The following is an 18,476-nucleotide window of genomic DNA, read 5'->3' as shown; positions in this document are numbered from 1 at the left end:
CAGATAAAATATTGATTTACAACAACTTAAGTCAAAAACAGACAAAATTTAAGAAAAACGAAAATTTGAGCATAAAAAAACCTTGAGGAAGTCTCAAGGTTTTGTGTTTATTTGGTTTTAAAACTAAACTAATTCACCATACAAATCGAACTCTTCAGCCGATGTAATCTTAACATCCGCAAACTCACCAATCGATATATAAGTATTCGTAGCCTCGACTAACACTGTGTTATCAACATCTGGAGAATCAAACTCGGTACGTCCAACAAAGTAATTTCCTTCTTTACGATCGAAAATACAACGATAAACCTTTCCAATTCTTTCCTGATTCTTCTCCCAAGAAATCTGCGATTGTATCTCCATAATTTCTTCCACACGCGCTTCTTTCACCTCTTGTGGTATGTCATCTTCCAGTACATGCGCCATTGTATTCTCCTCATGCGAATAAGTGAAACAACCTAAACGGTCAAAACGCTGCTCTTTAACCCAGTTTTTTAATTCTTGAAAACGCTCTTCCGTCTCACCTGGATATCCGACGATTAAAGTCGTACGAATGGCCATATCAGGCACTTTCTCACGGAATTTTGCTAAAAGCGCATCGGTTTTTTCATGCGTTGTACCACGCTTCATAGACTTCAATAAATCTGAGTTGATATGTTGTAAAGGAATATCTATATAGTTACAGATTTTCGGTTCCTCACGAATAATATCCAAAACATCCTCCGGAAATCCTGATGGGAAAGCGTAATGCAATCTAATCCACTCGATACCGTCAACCTTGATTAGTTCTTTTAATAATTCGCCAAGTGCACGTTTTTTATAAATATCAAGACCGTAATAAGTCAAATCTTGAGCAATAAGAATTAATTCTTTAGTTCCTTTTTTAGCTAATTTGGAAGCTTCTTCAACCAACTTTTCTATCGGTGTAGAAACGTGTCCTCCACGCATTAAAGGAATGGCACAAAACGAACATGGTCTGTCGCAACCTTCAGAAATTTTAAGGTATGCATAATGCTTTGGCGTTGTCGTTAAACGTTCGCCCACTAATTCGTGTTTGTAATCAGCACCAAGGTGCTTCAACAAAATAGGTAAGTCACGCGTCCCAAAATATTGATCAACATCAGGAATCTCACGAATTAAATCCGGTTTGTAACGCTCTGACAAACATCCCGTCACAAAAACTTGCTCTACCTCGCCTCTACTTTTTGCTTCAACATAGTCCAAAATCGTATTAATAGATTCTTCTTTGGCATTGTCAATAAATCCACAAGTGTTGATAACAACGATGTCACCTTTATCTTCATGAACAACCTCTTTGCCATTAGCTTGCAGCTGTCCCATAAGAACTTCGGAGTCGTAGACATTCTTAGAACAACCTAGTGTTACTATATTAATTTTCTTTTTACCTGTTGATTTTGTACGCATTATTAAGAATTTGAGTTTGCAAATTTAGGAATAAAAAAAGAACCAAAATTTGGTTCTTTAATATCTTTAAAAATTTCCTTCAAGAAAAGTTGGAGAAATCTTGTCTTTTTCTGATAAAACGACATCTTGCTCGGGCAATTGCCAATCTATATTAAGGTCTTTATCGTTCCATAATACAGAACCTTCGGATTCTTTGTTATAAAAGTTATCACATTTGTAAGAAAAAACGGCTGTTTCACTTAACACTGAGAAACCGTGACCAAAGCCTCTCGGAACGTACAGCTGAAGTTTATTTTCGGCAGTTAATTCAATACCGAAGCATTTGCCATAAGTTGGAGAATCTTTTCTAAGGTCAACTGCAACATCATAAACTTTACCTTCTAAACATGACACCAATTTTGCTTGTGCATGTTCTCCTTTTTGTAAATGAAGTCCACGAAGAACACCATAGGATGATTTAGAAATATTATCTTGAACAAAATGCCCATTCATTCCTGTTAATTCTTCGAATTTATTTTCATTAAATTTTTCGAAAAAATAACCTCTATCGTCCTCAAAAATTGTTGGTTCGATAATATAACAGTCTTTAAGTGGGGTATCTTTAATTTTCATAAATATTTAAATGTGATTAGATTAATCTTTAATAATTGCTAAAAATGTTTCAAAAATAATTTTCACATCTTTAAAAACACTATTATCTTTAATATAAGCTAGATTGATATTGAGTTTTTCAGGCATAATTACATCGATATAAGTTTTCTCAGGATCATCACTTTTTGCTAGTAATTCACTTTCGTTTCGATACTTAATTGATGCATAATCTGTTATCCCAGGTCGTACAGATAATACTTTTTTTTGTTCCTGATTATAAAGTCTAGTATACTTTTCTACTTCGGGACGAGGACCAACAAAAGACATATCTCCGAACAGCACATTAAACAATTGAGGAAGTTCATCCAATTTATATTTTCTCAGGAAATAGCCAACTTTGGTAACTCGTGGGTCACGATCACCGACCGTTAAAGCGCCTTTTGCAAAAGAGTCTGGTCGCATCGTTCGAAACTTCATAACATCAAAAGGAATATCGCCTTTACCTGTACGTTTTTGACGGTATATAACTCCTCCTTTGCTATCTATGCTGATTGCGATGGCTATAATTAAATAAATTGGGATAAGTACAATTATCCCAACTAATGAAAATATAATATCAAAAAATCTTTTCATTAAATTACTTTTTGATAAGCTTCTTCAATAACATTACAAATATAATCTACATCAGCGTCTGTTAACTGAGGATAAATCGGTAAAGAAATCTCTCTAGAATAATTATTGTAAGCTACTGGATAGTTCTCAATATTATAGCCTAAATCCTTGAACAATGTCAACATTGGCATTGGGATAAAATGCACATTAACAGATACGCCTTTATCAGCGATATGCTCCATCATTTTATCTCTTTGTTCCTCCGTAATATCATTCATACGAAGTGCATAAAGGTGATAACATGATGTTCTATCACTATCTTTTATAATAGGAAGCTGCGCCCAGTTTTTCTGTGAAAAAAAACTATGATAGCGCTCTGCAACACGTTTTCTTTCTTCCATTAATTGCGAAGTATATTTTCTAATCTGTGCCAAACCAATTGCTGCGCAAACATCAGGCATGTTAACCTTTAGACCCTGGAAAACAATATCATACTTCCAGCTACTTCCACCACCTTGCGATTTTGTAAAAGCATCTTTAGTTTGACCATTAAGTGTCCAAAGACGCATAGTAGCATACTCGGCGTCATTATCAAATGGTTTTGGTAAATTAATACAAATTGCACCACCTTCCGAAGTAGTAATATTTTTAACCGCATGAAAAGAGAAAATCGTAATATCTGCCCAAACACCGGTCTGCTTATCTTTATACAAAGCACCAACAGAATGCGCAGCATCTGATAACACTAAAATACGACCTAATTTTTCTTGATTTTCAGAAGTTGCGGTGAATAAGTTTTTGATACTAGGATCATTAACAATATCATTAACTGCATCGTAATCACAAGGAAGGCCAGCTATATCTACTGGCATAATAACCTTAGTTTTACTAGTAATAGCAGCTTTTACTTTTTCAGGATCGATAGTAAAGTCATCCTTAACATCAACCATCACAGGCGTTGCACCACAATGCAAAACTGCCAAAGCTGTTGCGCTGTATGTATATGCTGGTACAATAACTTCATCACCTTCTTTAACACCAAACCATTTAAGGATAAGGATAGCTCCAGACGTCCATGAGTTAACAGCTAAAGCTCTAGGCGCATGTGTCAACTTACATACTTCTTCTTCTAAAGCTTTAACTTTAGGGCCTGTTGTAATCCAACCAGACTCTAATGTATCTACAACTTCATTAATAACATCTTGATCCACAAATGGTGGAGAAAAGGGAATTTTCATATTTTTGTTTTTTTAATAAATCTATACATTTTTCTGGCATTATAACTTTCAAATTCATTGTGAATTTGATAACCAGAATCTTTGTAAAATTGCACTACCTTTTCATTACCAACAACGTCTGTCGTTAGCGAAATAGGTAGTTCAAAATTTTCATCATTTTTAAGAATCGTTTCAAAGGCAGACAAAAGAATTTTGCCATATCCTTTTTTATTAGAAATGGTGGCGATACTTAACAATTCTGCAAAATTAAGCATTTCTTGGCTAGATTTGCTAGCATTTGAGCTTAATCTTTTTAAAGCGAGTGGATTACTGAATAATATCACAAATCCTGCTTTTGCGAAGCCAAATAAATTGTTCTTCAAAAGCTTTTTAAAAAATGAATTATTATCATAGCTGCCCGCTGCAAAACCAACAACTTTACCTTCATCTTCTAATACCAACAACAATCCAGGTCTTTTAAGGAACCCACGATAGAACTCAATTAAAAAAATTTTCCCTAAGCTACTTAGGAAAAAACTTTGAAAACGATCCAGATGTATATCAACAACTTGATGTAAATCTTTACTAGTTGCTAGTCTTGTATTCATTAATTGACAATATTCTGTTTTAAAAAATTATCTACTTTTGTTGCCCCAGCTGCTCTCGAAAAGTCATCAGCATAGAGTTGTTTACTATTATTAAGTATCTTTTCAATAGTTGAAGCGTCCATATTATACAAAACCTCAATAGCTTTTAACATTGCATTATTATCTTCCGAGTTAAAAACTTCTCCTAAATTATTCGCACTTACAAGTTCGGCAGCTTCACCTTGTATCCCACCAAGAATAGGTTTGCCGACCTCTACATAAGCTTGGAGTTTTGATGGAATAATCGATTCATAAATGGGATCTGAAATTAAATGTAAAAAAAGACAGTCTGCAGCATTGAGGTACTTTGAGATCTCAGTACTTGAAACTCTTCCGTGAAGTTCTACATTATGAATTTGCTTCTCTTTTAATTTCGATTTCAACGCTTCAAAATCAGTACCATCTCCAAAAAAATGAAATTTAATTTTAGGATATTTTTCTTGAACTAGCTTGTAAGCATCTGTAAGCAAAGATAGACCTTGGTGTACACCAATATTGCCTGCATAGACAATGTTATAAAAATTTCCTGCAAATTGATAATTATCACTAGAAGTAGTACCATCAGCTTCAACCATAGACCAATTATACAAAGTTAACACCCGAGATTTGGAAATACCTTTGGATTGTACAATTTTATTAAAACTATTTGACACTGTTACAAAAAAGTCGAAAAAGCGATAATAAAAATTATTCAAGATAAAATCTAAAATATTAATAATCCATCCTTGTTTTATAACACCAGACACTCGTATATTTTCTGGAAATACATCTTGAATATCAAGTAACGTTTTAGACTTCGATTTGAAAAGCTTAACTGTCCAAGCAGTAAAAATTACAAACGGAGAAGATTGTAGAACGTAATAAAAACTCTCTTTTTTTCCGAACTTAAAAATAGCATAAGATGCTAAAATCCCAAAACATAAATAGTTAAGTATGCGTTTAAAAACATTAAGACTATGATCGGCATAGGTATAGGTACGTATCACCTTGATGCCTTCCATTTCTTCAATTTTAAATACAGAATTTTTGTAGCCAGAATATATTTCACCTTTCGGATAATTTGGAAATCCTGTGATAACGACAGGATCCCAACCTTTATCTTTAAGAGATTTAATAAAATTAATATCCTTAAGATAAGGCTCTGGTGTAAAGTATTGCGCTACATAAAACAGTCTGTTACTCATACTTATATTTCCTCCGACCAAACTGTTCTTTTGATATAATCTGCGTAAGAAATAATAATTCTAACAACTTTCTCAGAGACATTCGGCATCGAATAATCTGCAACTGGACGGAAGTTTCTTTCCTCACCTACTTTTTGTTGTAAAACCTGCACCAAACCTTGCATTATACGTTCTGGTGATAGCCCTACCATCATTACAGATGCTTCTTCCATCGCTTCTGGACGCTCATGCGCTTGACGAATATTTAATGCTCTGAAGTTAAGAATAGAAGATTCCTCAGAAATTGTTCCTGAATCTGAAAGACATGCATACGCATGCATTTGCAAAGCATTATAATCGTGGAAACCCAAAGGTTTAAGAAACTGAATTTCTGGACGCATCTCGATTTGCATCTTGTCAATCATGTTTTGCGTACGTGGATGCGTAGATACAATAATTGGATACTGATACTTTTCTGCAATAATATTTAGAGAAGTCATTAATCCTCGGAAGTTTTTCTCTGAATTAATATTTTCTTCACGGTGAGAAGACACAACGAAGAATTTTCCTTTTTCAAGATTCAGTTTTTCTAAAACATTAGATGCTTTAATTTCTGGCAAATAATGATTCAGAACTTCAAACATTGGAGAACCCGTTTTGATGATTCTGTCCGCAGGAAGACCTTCTCTCAACAAATATTCGCGCGCGATATCCGAATAGGTTAAGTTAATATCCGAAGTATGATCTACAATTTTACGATTCGTTTCCTCAGGTACGCGTTGGTCAAAACATCTATTTCCAGCTTCCATGTGGAAAATCGGAATATGTCTTTTCTTAGCGGGAATTGCACATAAACAAGAATTGGTATCTCCTAAAACCAAAAATGCATCGGGTTTCAATTCTTCCAGAAGAGGATCAATTTTAATTAAGATATTTCCAACCGTTTCAGTAGCTGTTTTTCCCGCAGCTTCTAGGAAATAATCTGGTTTACGAAGACCTAAATCTTCAAAGAAAATTTGGTTTAACTCGTAATCGTAGTTCTGTCCGGTGTGGACTATCGTATGTTCGATAGCTTCAGAATTGTCTAAAGCCATTAATACTCTTGATAATCTTATGATTTCTGGTCGTGTACCCACAACCGTCATTACTTTTAGTTTTTGCATTAGTTTAAAACTTTAAATTTAATGTTTTTAGAAACATTTACTTTTTTAACAAATAAGTTTCCAATGATTTCACCTTGAAAAGACGGATCAACAGTGATCTGATCATTAAAATTCTCAAAATATAATTTAGACGCCGTACTTTTACTTCCACTAATATAAGTTTCTGAGGAATCTGTCCAAACATTCTTGAAAGATCCTTGAACATTATTTGAAATTCTAAAGTTTTTGTCTTTATTTCCCTCAAGATGGATATTGTCAAATAAAATTTGCTCAACATCTCCTGTAATTTGAACTCCCAAACCATTGTATTCAAAAATTGAATTGCGAATACTATGTGTTACTAACTTATAATTTTCCGCAGTAATACTCAATCCTACTACCGAGCAGTGGGCGACCCAGACATTATCTAAATATGTACTTGTAGACGGCCCTGAACCTAAATCCCCTCTTAAAACAATTCCTTTTTTGCAATTTAAAACCTGAACATCTCTAATCTTCAAATTGATAGCCGAAGAAACATCAATTCCCAATTCTGTATTAAAGACTTTTACACTTTCAACGGTTGAATCATAAGCTCCTATTAATTCAATACCACCTCCATTAACAAATAATTTTTTGATGTTAATGGATTGACTCATTATATAATCTTTCCCATTTTGAATTCCTGTTACATTTGAAAAAGCTGTTGGAACTTGAGAGATAATTAAAGTATAATTGGTTCCCGCTCCTTCAATTGTAATATTATCTGGGATAAGTATCTTTTTAGAAATTTTATACTTACCAGCAGGCAAATACAATTTTCCACCTCCATAATTCCATCCATTTGTAATATTTTGTAGTGGAGAGCTTTTTTTAATATATTCTAAAGCTTTTTGAATAGCAGAAGCATCATCAACTATTCCATTACCTACAGCCCCAAACCACTTTACATTATAACCCGAGTCAGTATTTCGTTTATAATATTTTCCATTTTTTTTATAATAAACAATATTATCAACTTTTGAATCTGTCATTGGAGAAAGATCGGCCGCCAAAATTGTTTCTTCTACATTTGCATCTTGTGCAAAAATACTAATTGAAGAACATAACAACATAAAACAAAATAAAAATTTCATCATTCTAAGTTTAAACAGTTTCAAAATAAGTATCTGCATCTTCAGGATTGAATGGTTCATCAATCCAAAAAATAGTATATAAATCTTCAGTTCCTATGTTTTTGATATTATGCGTATACCAAATTGGCATATCCACATAAGCAGGTTCGGTTCCGTCTAAGTAAAAATCAAGAACTTCATCTGTATCAATTTTTCTTAATTGAATTAAAGCTTTTCCTTTAATCACTGCGAAACGTTCAATTTTACGCGTGTGGTAATGATTTCCTCTTGTGATATCTGGAACCGTTGTCGAGAATGAACATTGACCGCCAATTCCCAAACGAATCACCTCTACAAAAGCTCCTCTTGGATCTGTATGTTGTGTGAATTTAACTGGAAAATGCGTTTTATAATCAATGTACGAACGATAAGTATTGAATAAATTATGTTCGAATTTATCCGTTAAAACTGGAATTTCACCACCGTCGTAATATTTGGTTTTATAATCATTTAATAAAGCTAAAACTTCAGAAACTTTTTTAGTTGCAGTGGGCTCAACAAACAATTCTGGTTGATTTTTCTCTGAACGAATTTCATTAACAATCGTCATCACCAATTCTTGAACGTAGATTAGCTTAACCTCGCCATCGTTAGCAATTGTTGGTGTTTCACCATGCGTTAATTGATGACAAAACGTCGCGATAAATGAATTGTAGAAGGGTTTTCCGAACGCACCAAAAACGTTTGGAATAATAAGCCCTGTTACTTTTCCACCAGCCTCATTTGCCCAATTAACAATGGCTTCACGACCTTCACGTTTTGACTTTCCGTAAAGATTATCACGTTCTTCTTGTGTTGAAGAAGAAATTAAAACATGAGCTTTAGAATTTGTTCTTTTTAAAGATTCAACCAATTGTCTAGCTAAACCGACATTAGTTTCATAAATAAATTGTTCTGACTCGTGACGATTCATTGCTGCTAAATGAACAATTACGTCACATTTTGATGTAAATTCATCAAGCTTGGTTTCATCTTCAAAGAATTCTTTTTGAAAATCTACTCTTTCAAATTCTTCTGGGAATAAACCTAAAGTATTGTATAAATGCTTCCCTACGAAACCATTTTGTCCTGTAATTCCTATTTTTTTCATTATTCGTTTTTAAAATAATCTAATGCAAACCTATATTCATCTTGGATTTCACCCAAGGCATAATCTGCAAGAACCAACAATTTACATCCTTCTTTTTTTGCCTGAATAGCGGTAATATGTCCAGAAGGAATATGTAGGTAAGTTAAGGATTCGTCATTCAATTGATATTTCGAAATCTTTAAATCTTTCGAAGGCTGATCAAAATCATCAATTTCAATCAGGGAAATTTCAAATTCCCCCTTCATTGCGGCAAACCAACGTTGTTCAACTTTATGCCCTTGCCAACCTCGAACAAAATCTAAAGAATGATTCTCTATGGTGTAAATACGTTTGATTTCAGAAGTATCAAATTCATTATTAAATGTGATAATTCCTCTCTCATCCTTATGTTTTTTACCTTCAAAAATCATATTCTTGAAATTTCGAATTTAAAATTAATATGGATATTGCATTACATCCTCACCAAAAATCTCTTTACGGATTAACGGTAAAGTTGAAATTAATTTTTTAAGACCTTCAACACCTTGTTGTTCTGTATTATGTGAGTGATAATCTTCAATTTTAGAAACATCTTCTTCACCTTCGGAGAAGTATTTCGCATAATTAAGATCACGGTTGTCAGCTGGAATACGATAAAAATCACCCATATCTTCGGCTTTCATCATTTCCTCTCTTGTACAAAGGGTTTCATACAATTTTTCGCCATGACGTGTCCCAATTATTTTAACAGGAACTTCTTTACCCGTCATTTCGATTAATGCTTTAGCTAAATCTCCAATACTTCCAGCTGGTGCTTTGTTCACAAATAAATCACCTGGATTAGCATTTTCGAACGCAAATAATACCAAATCTACAGCATCTTCCAAAGACATGAAAAATCGTGACATATTAGGATCTGTAATCGTGATAGGTTCTCCCTTCTGAATTTGATTCAAAAATAAAGGAATCACCGAACCGCGAGATGCCATAACGTTACCATAACGTGTTAAACAAACCACAGTGTCAGTTAAGTTTCTTGCTTCTGCAACTGCTACTTTTTCCATCATTGCTTTGGAAATCCCCATGGCATTGATTGGATAAGCTGCTTTGTCGGTAGAAAGGCAAATTACCTTTTGAACTTTGTTAGATGCAGCCGCACGAATAACGTTTTGCGTACCTTCAACGTTCGTTTTTACCGCTTGCATTGGGAAAAATTCACAAGAAGGAACTTGCTTCAACGCTGCAGCATGGAAAATATAATCTACTCCACGAGTTGCTGGTTCTACTGATGCATAATCTCGTACATCGCCAATGTAATATTTTATTTTCTCATTTTTATAAAGGTTACGCATGTCATCTTGTTTTTTCTCATCACGAGAAAAAATGCGAATTTCTTTAAAATGATCTGTTGCCAAAAAACGGTTAAGAACAGCTGTCCCAAAAGAACCTGTCCCACCTGTTATCAAAAGTGTTTTATTTTTTATTGCTTGCATATAGTGTTTTTTTAAAAATATCTAAATATGACAAAGTTCTGTCCATACTTGTTCCAAAATTCTTAACATTTTCCAAACCTTTTTTAACTAGTATTTTTTCTAAAGTTTTATCTTTTTTCAAATTATAGATTGCTTTAGCATATTCCTCACCCTTCAGAGGAGCACAATACAAAGCATTATCTTTACATATATCTCTTGAAAATGGCATATCTGACGCAACAATAGGCTTTCCCATGTACATTGCTTCTAGATAAGTTGCGGAGAAAACTTCCAATAATGTCGGAATGAAAATAATATTCATCTGTTGATAAAGTGAGGGAATATTTGATAGTTCTATCTTTCCAATAAAGACAATATAACTATTGTACTCTTCGGGGAAATTAATATCTTGCTGCTCTAAGGTTATATAAAATTTAAATTTAAAGTCTTGATCAATTTTTTGTAAAGCATCAATGACTTTAGGAATTATAGCCAGATTTTTATGTGCATAATTTGCTGTTAAACAAAGTATATTTGCATTGGTTAGATCAAGTTGTGGTATATCAATTTTTTTCCAATTTTGCTTATTATAAAATACTTCATTTAAAGTATTACTAACTGTATAAGTCGCTTTTTTATAATTTTTCTTTTTTACAAATACTTCTCTTGCATTATCAGTTTCAAAAATTAAAGCGTCAGAATATTTTTTAAAACAATATGTTTTCAAAACATCAAGAGACTTATAATATATTTTTTCTTTTAAGGAAATATTTTTAAGAAATGGAGATTCTGGATATATAATATATGGAATTGCAAAACCTACAACTTTTGGAAAATTACTTTTATGATAAGATGGCCCAAAAACAGTAAAAATAATGTCAGGAGACACCTTATTTTCAAAATTTTTGAGAAACTTTATTTTCTTACTTTTGGACTTATCAGTTTCTTTATCTAGATTATAAAAACTAAAATTGGTAGGAAAGTCTTCTTTATTAATAGCGTTTGCAATATAATGAGATTGCACAACAATATATTGATCATCATGAGCTAAAGTAATTAAATCTTTAAGAAATGAAATCGCTACCTGTATCCCACCACCCGCAACTAGATTAGAATTATCAATTAATATTTTCATACTTTACAATCTTATTAAACAACATTATTATTTATCCGTTCTGAAAAAAAGACGTCTCATATAAAAATTTCCTGTATAAGACTCAGTTCTTTACTAAATTTTTCTAGTCTATTAGTATCACCAATAATCTTAGCTATTCTCATTTTGACTCTGTACTCAGAAACAAATGCTGTTAAAAATTTCTTTTTGTTAAGCCCATGCTTTTTAATATAATATAATAGGGATTTCATTTCATTTTTAAATCCAAAGTCAGAATATTCTATTCGATTACCAACAAGATGCATATATTTTTTTGACTTATCATATTGAATTTCATACCCAGCATTTAACAATCGATTAGAAACATCGGGCTCTTCAAAATACATAAAAATGTTTTCATCAAAAAGTCCTATTTTTTCAAACTTCTCTTTATCTATAAAGAAAAAAGCGCCAGATAAATAATGTTTTATGGCTGAAAAATTTTCAAACTTATTATATAATTTCATTTGAAATCCTGAAAAACTATTTCGAAATTCTGGTTTTAAATAAAATGAATAATCAAAACCTCCGGTTTGTTTATATCCTAATAATGCTAGTTGCGAATTAGATTGAAACTTTAGCAATGCATCTTTCATTAAAGGTTCTAAAAATAAAACATCAGGGTTCATTATGCAAATTATTTTGCCCTTAGCCTTACAAATACCTACATTATTACCTTGCCCATATCCTCCATTTTTAACATTATGAATAACATAAAGGTTGGACGCATTATAAAAATTATTTTCAATATTTTTTTTCAGCAATTGGTGTCCATCAAAAGGACTATTATCAACAATAATAATTTCAAACCTAGTTTTTGAAATATCTGCCAAGTTGTATATTGAATCTATAGCTCCTTTAATTAAATCTTGTGAATTATAGGTAACTATAATAATACTTATTTCTACTGTTTCCATAGCTTAATAAGATAATTTTCACGTTCTGTATTTTTTTCCTTTTCGAATATACTCCCATATGGAAAGAATACGGAATAATAATGATAATTTCCATAATTGGATATAAATAGTTTCACTAATAAAATACCAAATAATCCAACATGAAACGAGAGCTTAATAAAATTCGCCTTTACATGATATAGTAATTTCATTTCCGAATATATCAAATCAACAAAATAAATAATAATAGGAATATAAATGTAATTTAGCATTCTATCAAAACCAACCAAAACTTGCGATAATAAAGAAAGAACAAGAAAAGCAGCTAATAACCAGTCATTGGAATTTCCCTTTTTTATCTTTACACTATAAAATAAGAAGGGTAAAAATACAATTACACGTAAAAAATAAAAAAACAGAACCCCACTAACACTAAATCCAACTTTAGAATACACTTCCCCACGTTCTTGCATAGATTCTGTCACATAGAGTGCGCTTATCAAATCATAAAACAAAGTCTTTCCAACAATTAATGGTATAGATACCAATATTGAAATGATTATAAACTTATTAGTAAATTTTATCAATTTAAAAAAAGGCATTATAAACAATATTGTGGCTGAAATATGAAAATAAAATGCAATAATGGCAAAAATATAATACTTAATCCACTTATTTTTTTGGAAAGAATCATAACCCAATAAAAAGCAACTTATTGCAAACATCTCTCTTTGTACTTCATAGCCGAAATAAAAATACAACAAGTTAATAACTAAAATAAAAAGAACTGTAAATGGATTGTTAGAATGTTTTTTTATAAACCATAACCAAATCATGTTAAAAACAACGGAATACATAAATTGGTAAAAATAGTAATCCGAGTTAAAAGTTTTGCAAATCGCGACAAATAAGACCCAAAGAGGTTGATAATTGAGAAATACTTTATGATCAATAAAATATAAATAATTACTAATATCAGGATAAAGATAATAATAATCTTCGTATACTAAAGCATCTCCACCAACACGATACCGTAATCCTACCATCAAAGTACAAAAAACACCTACAAATATAAAATATGGATTCATAAAATGTTTACGCTTTAATATATCAAAGTGTAAAGCACCAAATCCAACTAAAAGAAATAAAACGATATAAACAACCATAACAATTTAGGCTTTATTATGAAATTTAGACTTTAAATTCGAAAATATATCCATAATAATAGCCTCTTTAACAAAAATCAAAAATAAGAAATATATAGCAAAACCAAAAAAAGTATTAATTACGAAAAAAATAGTATTATCATAGACACATAGCTTCTTGAGAATAACTGTTGTTAACAACATTAATGCACCAGCCACAAAATACTGATAGACATTATTGTCAAAAAAATTACTTAGCATATTCTTTCTGGTAATAAAAACATACATAGCAATTATAGCTATTAATTCTGATAATACAGCAACAACGGCAGCACCATTTTGCTGGTAGGTACTAATCGCAAAAAAATTAATAAGAATACTAAAAACAGCAGATAATACAACAGCCCAAGTATATACCTTTTCTTTACCCATTGGATATAGTACTAAGAACCCCATAAAATAAGCTATGCTTACAATAATACATAAAGGCGATAATATTTTCATTGTAACGACGGCATTTTCAAAATCCTTCCCAGCAAATAAATGAATAAGAGGCTCTGCAAAAACAAAAAAGTAAACAGTAAACGGAACCGAAAAAATCAGCATAAATGATAATGACTTTCTTAGATATACATGGTACTGCTCCTTATTAGCTGCATATAGAATAGAAAGTTTGGGCAACATAACAGACCCTATAATAGTAATAAAACCAATTACAAATCTTATTAGCTTATTGGAAACGGCATAATATCCAACATATTTATCTCCCACCAAGCTTCCAATCAAAAAATAATCTAACTGTAAATATATATTGACAGATATTGTACCTAAAAAAATCAACAATACAGGCTTAAAATGCCTTTTTACATTAACTTTCTTCCAATCAAATTCAACTTTTATAGTTTTTTTATATAAATAATAAATATTGAAAATATTAGCACCACAAGCAGTTATTACTAGGCAAAGTGCATAAAGAAGATAATCAGAAGGTGATTTAATGTATAATAATATAATTACTAAACTTATAATTCTAACTAAAACATAACGAACAGTTATATAAAGCTGATTTTCTAATCCTTGAAAAAACCATTCTGCTCCAATATTAGTTAAAAAGATCATAATACTCATCATTAATATTAGATCTCTATAATTAGAAAAATAATCTAATTGATAAATTACACCAAAAAGAGCAATGTAAGAGAAAAAAGTAGTAATCACTAAAATTGATAACAACTCAATAGTTGTTCGTGCCAAAAGTACAGGTTCATCTCTTACTTTAGAAATCTCTCTAATACCATACATTGGAATACCTAATGCCGAAAACATAAGAAAATAAGTAATCAAGGTGTTTACATATTCTACCTTACCTAATACTTCTGCTCCTAGAGCTTTGTTTATATAAGGCATTGTTACAATACCAATAAGAGCCCCCGAGAGGACTCTTGTAAGGTTTAGAATATAGTTAACCTTAACACTTTTCGAATTTAAGATACTAGAAACTTTATGTAACATTCTCTATCTAAAATTTGTCTTTAAATTTTTGAAACCAAGATTTTTCTTGTGCATTATAGCCATAGCCGTATTTATTACCATATCCGAAATTACTCTTATGCACATCATTAAGCACGAAAGCAACATTGTTAACCTTATGACTTTCAATATTTTTATTCGCAAAATCAATAAAGCCTTTATCTGTCGTTTCGGATCTTGTAACATATAAAGTAGTATCAGCATTTTCAGCAATTAGGAAAGAATCTGTTACCAACATCAATGGTGCAGTATCCAAGATTACATACTCATACATTTCTTTAACATGATCAACAAGCGTTTTATAACGACCATTTTCCAATAATGCAGTGGGATTCGGAGGTATACTACCAGAATAAATAATATCACAATTATCAGCAAATGAGCTAGGATATATTATATCTTCGATATTGTCAACGCCTCCAGCCAAATATTCTGTAAGACCAGCAACAGTCTTCTTAGATGGATCATATCGTTGTAATTGCGGATTACGAATATCCGACCCTACTACTAACACCTTCTTCTTTGGTGATGCTAATGCTAGAGCCAAATTAATAGAGATAAAGGTTTTACCTTCTCCTTTTACCGTTGAAGTCACCATAATCGTTTTACCCTTTTCCTTTTTAGGAAGCATAAAACTTAGGTTGGTTACCAAAATCCTAAACGATTCTGCCATCGGTGACACATCGTTTATTTGAATCAAATGCTCATCATTCTTAACTAATCTCGGTATCTCAGATAGTACTGGCACATTTGACAAACGTTCTAAATCGTGTTTGGACTCAATACTATTATTAAACAATGATCTCAAATAGATTATAGCAAAAGGAATTAATAATCCAAATACGACCGCAATAGCTAAAGCGATCAGTTTTTTTGGACTTTCAGGTTTTACTAAAGTATAAGCTTCATCTACCACTCTGGCTTTATTTGCAGTCATCGCCAAGGAAATAGCAGCTTCTTCTCTCTTTTCTAATAATAATAAATATAGATTCTCTTTAATCTGTTGTTGTCTTTCTATACTTCTAAACAATTTTTCTTGACGAGGTACTTTGTTCAATTTATTCTCTAAATCACCAACTTGACCTTGCACTTGATTTCTTGTCAAATTAAGTGAAGAAATACTTTTGCTAAGGCTTTCTTGTATAGAATTCCGAGTTTGTCTTATCTGATTATCTAAATCTTGTATTAAAGGATTCTCAGATGTTGCGTTTTCCAACAATTTATTTCGTTGCAACACCAATCTGTTATAATTTTCGACAATCTTAACAGCACCTTCATTATTGAGACCAATATTTACTGGTAGTAATTGATTATTTTTCTGTCCATTTAATGCGCTTAATAACATATTTGAAATCTGTAGTTGTGTTTCAATTTCTACATCTTTCGTCTTGGCCTGCATTGCATTTTGCACATTAATGCGCGCTTCTTGCATCAAATCAACAATATCATTATTAATTTTAAATTGTTCTTTTTGACTTTCAACATCACCTAATTCTTTAGATATTAAATCAATTCTCTCATCTATGAAATCTTTAGTCTTTTTTGATTCTAAATTTTTATCATTAGTTGCATCAAAATTATATTGCGTAATTAATGTATTTAATATATCCCTAGCTTTATCATTATTTGGATATATTAAACTTAAAACGATAATAGTTGCATCTTTATCAATAAGATCTACTGATATAGCTTTTTGTAAGTCATTAACAGCCAACTCTAAGCTGCTATATTCAAGAGTTAAATTCTCAACATCATCAAACTCTTTAACACTAGAACTATCAAAATCTTGGTTCTTTAAAAGCATAATATTAGCATACGGCAAACTCACTAGCTTGCCATACGTAGTAACTATATCACTTTTAAACTCTTCTGAACTTATAGTAATCTTATCTCCTTTTAATGAAATATTCAAAGGACCTGTTGGTTTCTTTGCTTTTTTTTCATTTATAACTTTTACAAGAATTGGAGCGGTCTGTTTATAAAGTTCAACCTTATTAAAGCCAGATTTCGCAAATAATTTTGTTTGTATATTAAGATCTTGAACTAAATCTATTGCTAATTTTTTAGATTTTAAAATTTGTATTTCATTCTCGATACTATTGGTCCCCATACCACCAAAACCTGCCAAACCTTGCAATACGCCAAAATCACCAGACGCACTAGACATTTTCTTTGCATCTTTGATCAAAACGGTGCTCTCTGACTTATATACAGGTCGTGTTAACTTAATATAAGTTATTGCTAATGCAATCATCACCAATAGACTTATAATAAACCAATGTATTTTCTTTACATAGGGTTTGATAATATCTTGCAAACTAATTGACTCTTCTACTTTTTTCTGATTATCCATCTTCTATTACTTTTACACTTAAACAGTGTCTAAAAAAAATTGTAATTAAATGTCTAGAAACATTTAATTACTTCTTAATTACCAAGGCTAAAATTGTTACCAATACTGACGCTACCGAAATCCAAACTCCTGTCTGAGGTCCAAACCAAGAAGAGTTTTGTTTTGCTTTATTGGCATTAACATAGATAACGTCATTTTGCTTTAACTGAAAATAATCAGAATTGAAAAGGTTCGCATCTGTAAGATTAATATATTGTTTTGTCATTTGACCATCAACATTTCTTACTAATAATACATTCTCACGTTCCCCATATATCGTAAGGTCACCAGCCATGCCCAGTGCTGTAAAAATTGTAGCGGTCTGTCCATCAGGCAACATATAATAGCCAGGTTTGTCAACTTCACCTAGCACAGTTACTTTAAAGTTAGTATTTTTAATATTAATCGAAGGATTTTTAACATAGCGAGATACCTTATCCCTTAAGAATGAACTAAGTTCTTCAATCGTTTTGCTCCTTGTATTAACAACACCTATTACCGGAAAGTCAATATCATAGTTAGAATCAACGGTATATGTTGGTCCAGAAACGGAGGTTTGAGCTTGTGTCGGGAGGTTAGTACTCGACTGCGAATATTGAGAGGTTTCACTCGATGACATTGATTGATTAAATGGTTTAACCACATCCATATCATTCGCACTAACTTTTATAATTAAGTTATCTCCTGGTTGGATAGTTGTCTTGTTAACACTACTATAAGAGGCTTCTATTGCAACATTCTCAATATTCTTTAAGTAGTTAATATTTTCTTTTGATTTACAAGAGTAATTAAAACATAATACACCAAGCAAAACCATGTAGAAAACTTTTTTCATAAGCGATTTTTA

At 31.7% G+C, this 18,476-nt stretch carries 17 protein-coding genes; all 17 read right to left on the bottom strand.

All coding sequences use genetic code 11. The annotated features are described in order from the left end of the window. Positions 1 to 123: 123 nt before the first annotated feature. Positions 124 to 1,425: a 30S ribosomal protein S12 methylthiotransferase RimO gene (rimO, locus tag B5X62_RS07645; RefSeq protein WP_079666830.1), complete on the bottom strand. Its 1,302-nt coding sequence runs from the start codon at positions 1,423 to 1,425 to the stop codon at positions 124 to 126. 66 nt (positions 1,426 to 1,491) lie between these two features. Beyond that, entirely contained in the window at positions 1,492 to 2,037 is a 546-nt protein-coding gene (gene rfbC / locus B5X62_RS07640) for a dTDP-4-dehydrorhamnose 3,5-epimerase (RefSeq protein WP_079666829.1), read from the bottom strand. Positions 2,038 to 2,058: 21 nt separating this feature from the next. Further along, the gene (locus B5X62_RS07635; protein ID WP_079666828.1) at positions 2,059 to 2,649 is read right to left on the bottom strand and encodes a sugar transferase; all 591 of its coding nucleotides are present in this window, start codon (positions 2,647 to 2,649) and stop codon (positions 2,059 to 2,061) included. After that, positions 2,649 to 3,866, bottom strand: a complete 1,218-nt coding sequence (locus B5X62_RS07630; RefSeq protein WP_079666827.1) for a DegT/DnrJ/EryC1/StrS family aminotransferase — start codon at positions 3,864 to 3,866, stop codon at positions 2,649 to 2,651. Before B5X62_RS07630 ends, B5X62_RS07635 begins: the two co-directional genes overlap by 1 nt. After that, positions 3,863 to 4,453 carry a GNAT family N-acetyltransferase gene (locus tag B5X62_RS07625; protein WP_079666826.1) on the bottom strand — a complete coding sequence of 197 codons (591 nt, stop codon included), beginning with the start codon at positions 4,451 to 4,453 and terminating at the stop codon, positions 3,863 to 3,865. Before B5X62_RS07625 ends, B5X62_RS07630 begins: the two co-directional genes overlap by 4 nt. Further along, positions 4,453 to 5,676, bottom strand: coding sequence for a glycosyltransferase family 4 protein (locus tag B5X62_RS07620; RefSeq protein ID WP_079666825.1), 1,224 nt, complete (start codon positions 5,674 to 5,676; stop codon positions 4,453 to 4,455). Before B5X62_RS07620 ends, B5X62_RS07625 begins: the two co-directional genes overlap by 1 nt. 2 nt (positions 5,677 to 5,678) lie before the next feature. After that, positions 5,679 to 6,818, bottom strand: coding sequence for a non-hydrolyzing UDP-N-acetylglucosamine 2-epimerase (gene wecB, locus B5X62_RS07615; RefSeq protein WP_079666824.1), 1,140 nt, complete (start codon positions 6,816 to 6,818; stop codon positions 5,679 to 5,681). Next, positions 6,818 to 7,936 carry a glycosyl hydrolase family 28-related protein gene (locus B5X62_RS07610; RefSeq protein ID WP_159447638.1) on the bottom strand — a complete coding sequence of 373 codons (1,119 nt, stop codon included), beginning with the start codon at positions 7,934 to 7,936 and terminating at the stop codon, positions 6,818 to 6,820. Before B5X62_RS07610 ends, wecB begins: the two co-directional genes overlap by 1 nt. A gap of 7 nt (positions 7,937 to 7,943) precedes the next feature. Beyond that, a complete protein-coding gene (locus B5X62_RS07605; RefSeq protein ID WP_079666822.1) occupies positions 7,944 to 9,062 on the bottom strand; it encodes a polysaccharide biosynthesis C-terminal domain-containing protein in 1,119 nt (372 codons plus the stop codon). Next, on the bottom strand, positions 9,062 to 9,472 hold the full coding sequence (locus tag B5X62_RS07600) for a WxcM-like domain-containing protein (protein ID WP_079666821.1): 411 nt from the start codon (positions 9,470 to 9,472) through the stop codon (positions 9,062 to 9,064). Before B5X62_RS07600 ends, B5X62_RS07605 begins: the two co-directional genes overlap by 1 nt. 24 nt (positions 9,473 to 9,496) lie before the next feature. Further along, entirely contained in the window at positions 9,497 to 10,534 is a 1,038-nt protein-coding gene (locus tag B5X62_RS07595) for a polysaccharide biosynthesis protein (RefSeq protein WP_079666820.1), read from the bottom strand. Then, positions 10,515 to 11,648 carry a glycosyltransferase gene (locus B5X62_RS07590; protein ID WP_079666819.1) on the bottom strand — a complete coding sequence of 378 codons (1,134 nt, stop codon included), beginning with the start codon at positions 11,646 to 11,648 and terminating at the stop codon, positions 10,515 to 10,517. The genes B5X62_RS07595 and B5X62_RS07590 overlap by 20 nt, the downstream gene beginning before the upstream one ends. A 56-nt stretch (positions 11,649 to 11,704) precedes the next feature. Continuing rightward, positions 11,705 to 12,583: a glycosyltransferase family 2 protein gene (locus B5X62_RS07585; RefSeq protein ID WP_079666818.1), complete on the bottom strand. Its 879-nt coding sequence runs from the start codon at positions 12,581 to 12,583 to the stop codon at positions 11,705 to 11,707. Beyond that, complete coding sequence (locus tag B5X62_RS07580) at positions 12,571 to 13,728, bottom strand: EpsG family protein (protein WP_079666817.1); 1,158 nt, start codon at positions 13,726 to 13,728, stop codon at positions 12,571 to 12,573. Before B5X62_RS07580 ends, B5X62_RS07585 begins: the two co-directional genes overlap by 13 nt. Before the next feature lie 6 nt (positions 13,729 to 13,734). Beyond that, positions 13,735 to 15,219: a flippase gene (locus B5X62_RS07575; protein ID WP_079666816.1), complete on the bottom strand. Its 1,485-nt coding sequence runs from the start codon at positions 15,217 to 15,219 to the stop codon at positions 13,735 to 13,737. Positions 15,220 to 15,226: 7 nt separating this feature from the next. Continuing rightward, positions 15,227 to 17,590, bottom strand: coding sequence for a GumC family protein (locus B5X62_RS07570; protein WP_079666815.1), 2,364 nt, complete (start codon positions 17,588 to 17,590; stop codon positions 15,227 to 15,229). 67 nt (positions 17,591 to 17,657) lie between these two features. Continuing rightward, on the bottom strand, positions 17,658 to 18,464 hold the full coding sequence (locus tag B5X62_RS07565; RefSeq protein WP_079666814.1) for a polysaccharide biosynthesis/export family protein: 807 nt from the start codon (positions 18,462 to 18,464) through the stop codon (positions 17,658 to 17,660). Positions 18,465 to 18,476 lie beyond the last annotated feature (12 nt).

It is taken from the genome of Soonwooa buanensis (genome assembly GCF_900167905.1).
GTDB lineage: Bacteria > Bacteroidota > Bacteroidia > Flavobacteriales > Weeksellaceae > Soonwooa > Soonwooa buanensis.
Note: the sequence above shows the minus strand (reverse complement) of the source record. Positions and strands in the feature narration are given on the sequence as shown.